This is a genomic window from Bacillus sp. ISL-57, assembly GCF_018613135.1.
Lineage (GTDB): Bacteria > Bacillota > Bacilli > Bacillales > DSM-1321 > Peribacillus > Peribacillus frigoritolerans.
The window spans coordinates 1-7,851 of the sequence record NZ_JAGGQV010000029.1 but is presented as its reverse complement, the minus strand read 5'-3'; the positions used below and the strand labels follow the sequence as shown (position 1 = coordinate 7,851).

Sequence of the window (7,851 nt, the reverse complement as noted above, 5' to 3'; positions counted from 1 at the left end):
TCATCATAACACCTTATTGATTAGTTGTCAACTTCTACGAAGTTTTTAACTTATTTTAAATCGCTGTGTTTTCCAGCGACCATTTCATCTTATCATTTTCATAGTAAGAAGTCAATAGTTATTATTTCTTTCAGCAAACTGCCAAAAGCGATGAAGTTTTGCGTTTGTCTTAGTTGGTGCTTATTTATATTAATCCTTTCCCATCATTAAGTCAACCCATTTCATACATTTTCTTTTCAAATGAATTAATCACTTATATGAAGGAATTAATGTGCCTGTCACACCTTGTCTTCCTCTTAAAACATATAATCCAGGAAAATCATTTATCCCAACCATTTGAACTACCGCTTCCCCTTCAACTAAGTAATGCCTGTGGCAAAATCCATAAACCATTCAAGTGATAGGTTATGGCAATAACAACTTAAATAGATGAGGAACCGAATAATTAGTTGCTTCAATTGAATACTGAAAACTGATTGCTCCTTACGGGTAGACTTATTAAACATTAAACCGCTAAAACACAGGGTTCCATTATCCAAATATTAAAAAATTTTTTTACAATTTTACTTACTTATACTATAATAAATATATTTTAAAAATTTCAGGAGAGACTTTTAATCATCAAAAAATAGTTGGGAGAGGGTTTTATAAATGATTAATAAAAACACATCTTTGAGGATGCAAAGTATCGTTTTTATTGGCTTTATGGGGGTAGGAAAGACGACGATCGGACAGAAAGTAGCCAGGAAATTATATAGGGACTTTATTGATATAGATCAAGAAATTGAAAAGGAATTCAATATGCCCACTACCGAAATCTTCAAGAAGTTTGGGGAAAAAGCATTTCGCGAAAAAGAAAAAAGTGTGATTGAAAGCCTTAGCCAACAACAATTGAAAATCATCTCAGTTGGAGGCGGGGCATTTTTACAAGAGGATATCAGGAACATCTGTTTATCCAATTGCATTGTCTTTTACCTGGACTTATCTTGGGAATACTGGAAAGAGAGAATAGGCTTGCTTATTGATAGTAGACCAGTTTTACAAAGCCGGTCCCTTGAGGAAATTGAAGAACTCTTTTACACGAGACAGGAAATATACTCCTACCATCATTCAAAAGTGAATACCAATGAACTAGATGTTGATGAAGTGGCAGACTTTATAGTCGATTCATTGAAAGTGGCCTGGGATATATATGAACCGCTTAAGTAAAGCAAACCTTTTTGTTATGTAATCAATGTTCCCAATAAAAGAATAATAGAAAAGATGAAAAGGGCACAGCGGTACCTAACCTCCTGTGAACTAATCACCTTTTTATTTTTCTTTTTTAGGAAGACTCTCTTATAATCAGTTCTGGATTCAATATGATTCGCTGTTGTTCACGTTCTATTTTCTCCATTTGCTGATACAGGAGATTCGCTGCCTCTTTCCCAATACGTCTAGGGAATGAGGAAATGGTCGTTAACGGAGGGTGATAGATTTCCGCGACTGGAACGTTATCGAACCCAACGATATCCATATCTTTTCCAGGAGTAATTCCTTTCATCATTAATCCTTGCATAACACCAAAAGCAATTAAGTCGCTAAAGCAAAAGATCGCGGTAGGCGGATTAGGATTCTCAAGTACTTTCAAAACAGCCTCAAGCCCTCCCTCCCGTGTAGGGGCACTATCTATCACCAATGATTCATCCACTTCCAACCCCGCTCTTGAAAGAGCTTCACGGTATCCCTCCATTCTCTCGATCCAAGTAGAAGATTCCTTTATGCCACCAAGGAGCGCAATTCTTTTATGCCCCTTTCCAAGGAGATGATCAACAGCGATCCTGGCTCCTTCTGGATAGTCTATGCCTACATAGTCGCTATTCACTCCAGGCAGTTCCCTGACAGCAAGCACCATCGGCGTGTCAATTTCATTTAACCGTTCAATTGTATCTTGTGAGCTTTCAGAGACAGGACAAAGAATCAGGCCACCCACCCTGTGTTCCATCATGGTTGAAAGGAGATGATCTTGCTTGGCAACCGAGTCGAATGTAGTCCCCAGCAACACTGTATAACCGACCTCATCCAATGCATCGTGAACGCCTATCAGGAATTCAGAAAAAAAGGTATTTGATATGTCGGTAATAATGATTCCTACAGTATCAGAACTCTGCGACCTTAGGTTTGCTGCAATCCTATCGTAAACATAACCCAATTCATGCATGGATTTTAGTACCTTTTTTCGCGTCGCTTCCGATATTCGAGGGTTATTGCGAACGATAAGGGAAGCAGTGGATGTAGATACCCCAGCATGTTTTGCTACCTGTTGCAGCGTGACCCGCCCTTTTTTGGATTGTTTCATAGTTCAATCACCATCTTGAATGTATTTTTGATGTACTTATTATTATCATGTTCTTACTATAATAATAATATAGTTACTGTCATTATTACACCCTTGCTTTTGGAACATGGGAATCTCAACGATCATTAATCACGTCAAAACATCTTTATCAACTATTCATTAGTCCCCAAAAAAAAACACCATCCTAGTTCCGGAAGATGGAGTTTTAAGTAAATCCTTCAATATTTTTAGCCATGGTTAAATATGGTCTGGTGCTGTGTCAATTTCTTATACCGGTAATATACAAAAGCTGCAGCCAGGATTCCTATAGTAGCAATAAAGCAATCAAAAAGAAATATATGGGATATATCCCCACTCTTAGCGATCAAGCCCGTTGCAATTGGTAAAATGACGCTGGCCAAACTGGATGCCGTCGCAACGATCCCTGTTACAGTTCCTTTTTTTCTCCAGAAAAGTTCAGTCATTATTGCAATGGTTAATTGAAAGATACCAGCTGTCGAGGCTCCAAGGAAAAAGGAGCTAACACTTAAGACAATAGGCGAATGAATCGTTAATATGATGATTACCGTAAGTAAAGTAATCATTGGATAAATCAATATCACCGTCGCAGGCTTAATCCATTTGTTTAATAAGATGGATAATAGCAAGACGGAAATCAGTGATCCAACACTATAATAGCTCAATAATTTAATTGCACTTGAAGATGGCATCCCTGCAACTTCCTGGCCGAAACTCGGTAACCAGATTTGCGAAACTGTAAATAACGCAGTTGATGTAAACCCAATTATGATTAGCGCGACTCCTTCACTCCAAAATTTAGGTTCTGTTATGAACCTGTTACTATGCAAATCCCCCTCTTGACTGACAGCTTCGGATTTGCTTGGAAATGAAGCGGACAACACCAAAAACATATTCATGAAATAGATGACAGCCGGTACTAAAAAGGCAAACCCGTAAAATAATTGGTTCGCAGTAAGAAACAAGATGATGAATGGCAGGATTGTAGCACCAAGTGAGCCAAAAGCCTTAACCATAACACTCGCGGAACCCGCAGATTCTGGAAACATTTCAGTTAGCGCCGGATATGTACCGGCATCCATGGCTGAGTTGGAAATTCCCGCAAGTAAGGCAAATACAAAAGCCATTTCATATGTGGGGGAAAATGGAATCCCAATTAAAAAAACGCCCATTATAACCGAAGAAACCAAGATTAATGGTTTTCTTCCAAATTTATCTGATAATACTCCCGAGAGACCATACGTGAGTAATCTGCCTATTCCTATTGCTGCAATAAGATAACTAATGCCAGTAGAGTCCGTATCCCATTGTTCTGTTAAAGAGGGCATATTTGAGGCGAGAATTATATTAACCATCCCCAGCAGAAAATAGTTAATATACATGCCAGATGCCGCTTTAAAATACTGATTTTTCATTATTACACCCCTATAATAAATCGCGTAGTGTTTCTCCCATATAACACTTTAATTCACCATGTAATTACATTAAAGTCTCCCCTTTATATTATCCATTTACATGAAAACCACTTTTCAAAAAAAAACGCTAAGAAAAACAAGGGATTTCACTCCCTGCATTTCTTAGCTCCGAGGGTTTGGTGCACCCAATTTTTTTAATCATTTAACAAATGATGCACATCGAGTATGAAAAAAATACCTCTATTTGGAGAACAATTCCAAGAGTGAAATCATATTATTCTGCAAACAATTGCTCTTTGATGTAATCAACAGGCATCTGTTGGCCTGTCCATAATTCAAAGGCCAATGCACCTTGCCAAAGCATCATCCCAAGACCATTAATAGCTGTAGCACCAGCAGCCTCGGCTTGTTCCATTAGTTTAGATTTACGTGGGATGTAAACAACATCCGTTACGATTAAATCTGGACGCAGCATTGACTCGTCTTGAATGACACTTAAGCCTTCAAGTGGTTTCATGCCAACGCCGGTTCCATTTGCCAAAATATCACTAGTTGCGATTTCAGCCTTTAATTGTTCAACATTTTCAAGAGGGTATACTTTGGCTTTCACATTTAAGTGCTTCATATCTTCATTGATGATTCGTACATTCTCTTCTGCTTGCGGGAAGAAAGCATCATCACGAGCAAAAATGCTTATTTCAGCCACTCCTTCCAGCGCAGATTGAATGGCAATTGGAGTAGCAGCCCCACCAGAACCGATAAGAGTCATTTTCTTACCTTTAATATCTATGCCATGTTCTTTTAGGTTCCGAGTATATCCCATTCCATCGGTACTATGCCCTACGAACTTTCCATCGACATTGACAACTGTATTAACGGCCCCAGAAAATTTAGCACTGTCCGCCAAATCATCGAGATATGGAAGGATCTTCATTTTATTAGGCATGGATACGTTAAATCCTTTTACATTTAATGCGCGCATCCCTTTGACTGCATCTTCCAACTGTTCATTTCCAACCTCAAATGCTAAATAGGCGCAATTCAAGCCTAATTTATCGAAAGCTAAATTATGCATGGCAGGTGATAAAGAATGTCCGATAGGTGTTGCCAGCAATCCTACTAATTCTGTTTTTCCATTAATTCGTCCTAGATTTTCCATGTTATATTCCTCCTGATTTTTTAAACTTTATATAAATTCCTTCTTGGAAGAAATTATGAGTTAAATATGTTGATCAATGATCTCCAATACATCTCTTAATTGAGTAACAGGAATTTGTCCTGGGGCAGATGCTTCTTTTCCGGCACCGAATGTACAAGCAGATCCAAACACCGCACCTGATAATCGACTGACCAGGCCTGTGCCGGACATTGACATCGTAATGAAAGGACGATCGGCATACTTTGTTTTCATCGTGTAAGTTGCATCTAATAAAACGAGTAAGTCACCAACCGTTTGGGGCATTACAGCGATTTTTGGAATATGTGCGCCAAATTCCTGCATTTTACGCAAACGGTAAATGATTTCTTCTTTTGCTGGTGTCTTATCGAAGTCATGGTTACACATCACTACGCATACGCCATTTTCCTCAGCTATCTTTACAGTCTCCTTCACTGATGATTCCTCAAAAAACAACTCCACATCGACAAGATCAATATTCTTCGTTCCAATCGCAGCATGAAGAAGTTGGAAATAATAATCATCGCTGATTTCCTTGTTCCCACCTTCTTTATGGCTTCTAAAAGTGAAAAGCAGCAAAGTATTGGGTACAGCATTTCTAAGTTTAGAAATCATATCCGAAACGGCTTCTAAGCTTTCAACATGTTCATAGACATCTACTCGCCATTCAATGATATCCGGCTCTAGCGCATTTACCGTTTCAACTTCTTTAAGCAGTTCTTCTTCAGTTGTCCCCATAAGAGGAACGATGATCTTTGGAACCCCTTCTCCGATCGTTACGTCTTTGATCGTGATTGTTTGCATGGATTCTTCCCCCTTTTATCATTATCATCAGTGGAGATTCATGCCCCACTGATGTTCGGCTAGTCCGTTTAATTGGAAACCATAATTACCTTTTTATATCGATAGGCAACAAATACGGCCAATAAAATGCTAACTGCCGCAATTGCCACATCAAATAAGAAGACTGCAGTTAAGCCAGCGCTCTTGGAAATGATACCTGTAACGAAAGGTATGATGATAAAGGCTGAACTGGCTGCAATGTTTACATATGAAGTGATCGTCCCTTTATTGGCTGGGAAGAATTCTGTTATTATCGTCATGGCTAATTGGAACACCCCTGCAGTTGAAAGCCCAATGAAGAAAGCACTCAAAACAGTCATAAATGGTTGTTGGATATAAATGAGTGACAATAAAGATATTGCTGCAATGATCGGATAGATAATCATGACGGTAATGGGCTTAATCACTTTATTCAATATAACTGCTAGTAAAATGACAGAAACAAGGGAGCCAATGCTATAGTAACTAAGCAATTGAACAGCCTTAGCTTGGGTTAACCCCAATACATCTTGTCCGAAGTTCGGGAGCCAGACTTGAACCAGCATGAATAAAGCAGTTGATGTGAAGCCTAATAGTATAACGGCCAAACCTTCCTGAGCAAACTTCGGTTTTGAGAGGAATTGCTGTTGAACCGGCATAGCTTGTTCATCATTCTGAGTTTGGCTTTGAGCTTTATGATCCGGGAATGAAACCTTAAGCAGGAAAAACCCATTAACAAGATATACAGCAGCCATTAAGAAGAATGTATACCCGTAAAACATATCTCTAGCTATAAAGAACGCCATGATAAATGGAAGAAGTGCGGCACCGATTGAAACGAACGCTTTTACCAATACGGTAGCGGAACCAGCTTTCTTTTGAAAAGCCTCAATAAGTGCAGGATACGTACCTGCATCCAAAAATGAATTGGCAATACCAGCACATACAGCAAATATAAATGCCAATGTATAGTTAGGAGCCAAAGGTATGCCTATAAGGAAGATCAGGTAGATAAAAGATGCTGAAACGACAAATGGTTTCCTTCCTAATTTATCCGATAGTCTACCCGCGAAAAACAAGGAAACTAACTTACCGATTCCTATAGCAGAAACCAAGTAACTTATCCCTGAGGCACTTGTATTTAATTGATTTGACAAATTTTCCATATTTGATCCGATGATAATATTGATCATGCCTAAAATAAAATAGCTAATATATAAACCTGTGGCCATTTTTATAAATGGATTTTTCATGAAACACACCCCTATTTAAAAAGTTATCTAAATGCAATTTGATTCTTAAGCCTTTCAGATGTTGCCCCCTTGCCCATACCATAAATTCAAGAACATAATTACGTACTAAATAAAACAATAAGTAAACCAGCTTAATTAGTACATCGTTCTACTAACTTTTCATTCTAGTACATCGTTCTACCAAATTAGTATATCGTTCTACTAAAAACGATTGAATTAAACATTTATACTAGATAATTAGTTAAATTTATTTAGTATATCGTTCTACTGGATTATTATACTGCTCTAATTTAATTGTGTCAAACTCATGAAGCAGTCCTTAATGACCATAGAACAAATTCCTCATACTCATTATTTTAAAATTCAAAGGTCTCATTTTGGATTTCATTTACCTTAAAGGTTCAGCCATACCTTGGATTTGTTAGTGTTCATAGAAGATAAAGAATACCTTTTATTTGCAGAGACACCAATTATTTTAGCCTTTATAAGGGCTTCCTTCATTTTTAGTTACCAGTTTCTGAATAAATTTCTTTTTTGCTAAAATATATGTACTGCTGCTTATTTACATCCAATTATCCAGTTATTTGCAATCAATTTCAATAACCCAATGTCTAAGCAGGCAGTACAAATATATCGCTTTACATCCTAAGTTAAGATGGTCGAAACGGTTTAAATTTAAAAGGATGAACAATTTTCGATTTCAGCCTCTTTCAATGGTTATGTAACAGCTCTATATATAAATAAAAGGGCTCCATAATTTGTTCTTAACGCAAAAAAAGACCAGCCAGATGGCTGATCTTTTCAAAAGGCTTGGCGGCGTCCTACTCT

At 37.8% G+C, this 7,851-nt stretch carries 6 protein-coding genes; 1 reads left to right on the top strand and 5 read right to left on the bottom strand.

Going from position 1 to position 7,851, the window contains the following annotated elements; translation table 11 throughout:
- Positions 1–651 precede the first annotated feature (651 nt).
- Positions 652–1,209 (top strand): shikimate kinase, encoded by a 558-nt coding sequence (locus J7I90_RS24755; RefSeq protein WP_214774294.1) that lies wholly within the window; start codon positions 652–654, stop codon positions 1,207–1,209.
- A 115-nt stretch (positions 1,210–1,324) separates the two neighbouring features.
- Here J7I90_RS24755 and J7I90_RS24750 read toward each other — a convergent pair whose 3' ends face one another.
- The 5 genes from J7I90_RS24750 to J7I90_RS24730 form a co-directional block, all read right to left on the bottom strand.
- Positions 1,325–2,338, bottom strand: coding sequence for a LacI family DNA-binding transcriptional regulator (locus J7I90_RS24750; RefSeq protein ID WP_048680312.1), 1,014 nt, complete (start codon positions 2,336–2,338; stop codon positions 1,325–1,327).
- A 227-nt stretch (positions 2,339–2,565) separates the two neighbouring features.
- The gene (locus J7I90_RS24745; RefSeq protein WP_214774292.1) at positions 2,566–3,771 is read right to left on the bottom strand and encodes an MFS transporter; all 1,206 of its coding nucleotides are present in this window, start codon (positions 3,769–3,771) and stop codon (positions 2,566–2,568) included.
- 274 nt (positions 3,772–4,045) lie between these two features.
- Entirely contained in the window at positions 4,046–4,930 is an 885-nt protein-coding gene (locus J7I90_RS24740) for a shikimate dehydrogenase (RefSeq protein WP_214774290.1), read from the bottom strand.
- Between the two features lie 60 nt (positions 4,931–4,990).
- Entirely contained in the window at positions 4,991–5,752 is a 762-nt protein-coding gene (aroD, locus tag J7I90_RS24735; RefSeq protein WP_214774288.1) for a type I 3-dehydroquinate dehydratase, read from the bottom strand.
- Between the two features lie 68 nt (positions 5,753–5,820).
- Positions 5,821–7,023 (bottom strand): MFS transporter, encoded by a 1,203-nt coding sequence (locus J7I90_RS24730; protein ID WP_214774286.1) that lies wholly within the window; start codon positions 7,021–7,023, stop codon positions 5,821–5,823.
- Positions 7,024–7,851 lie beyond the last annotated feature (828 nt).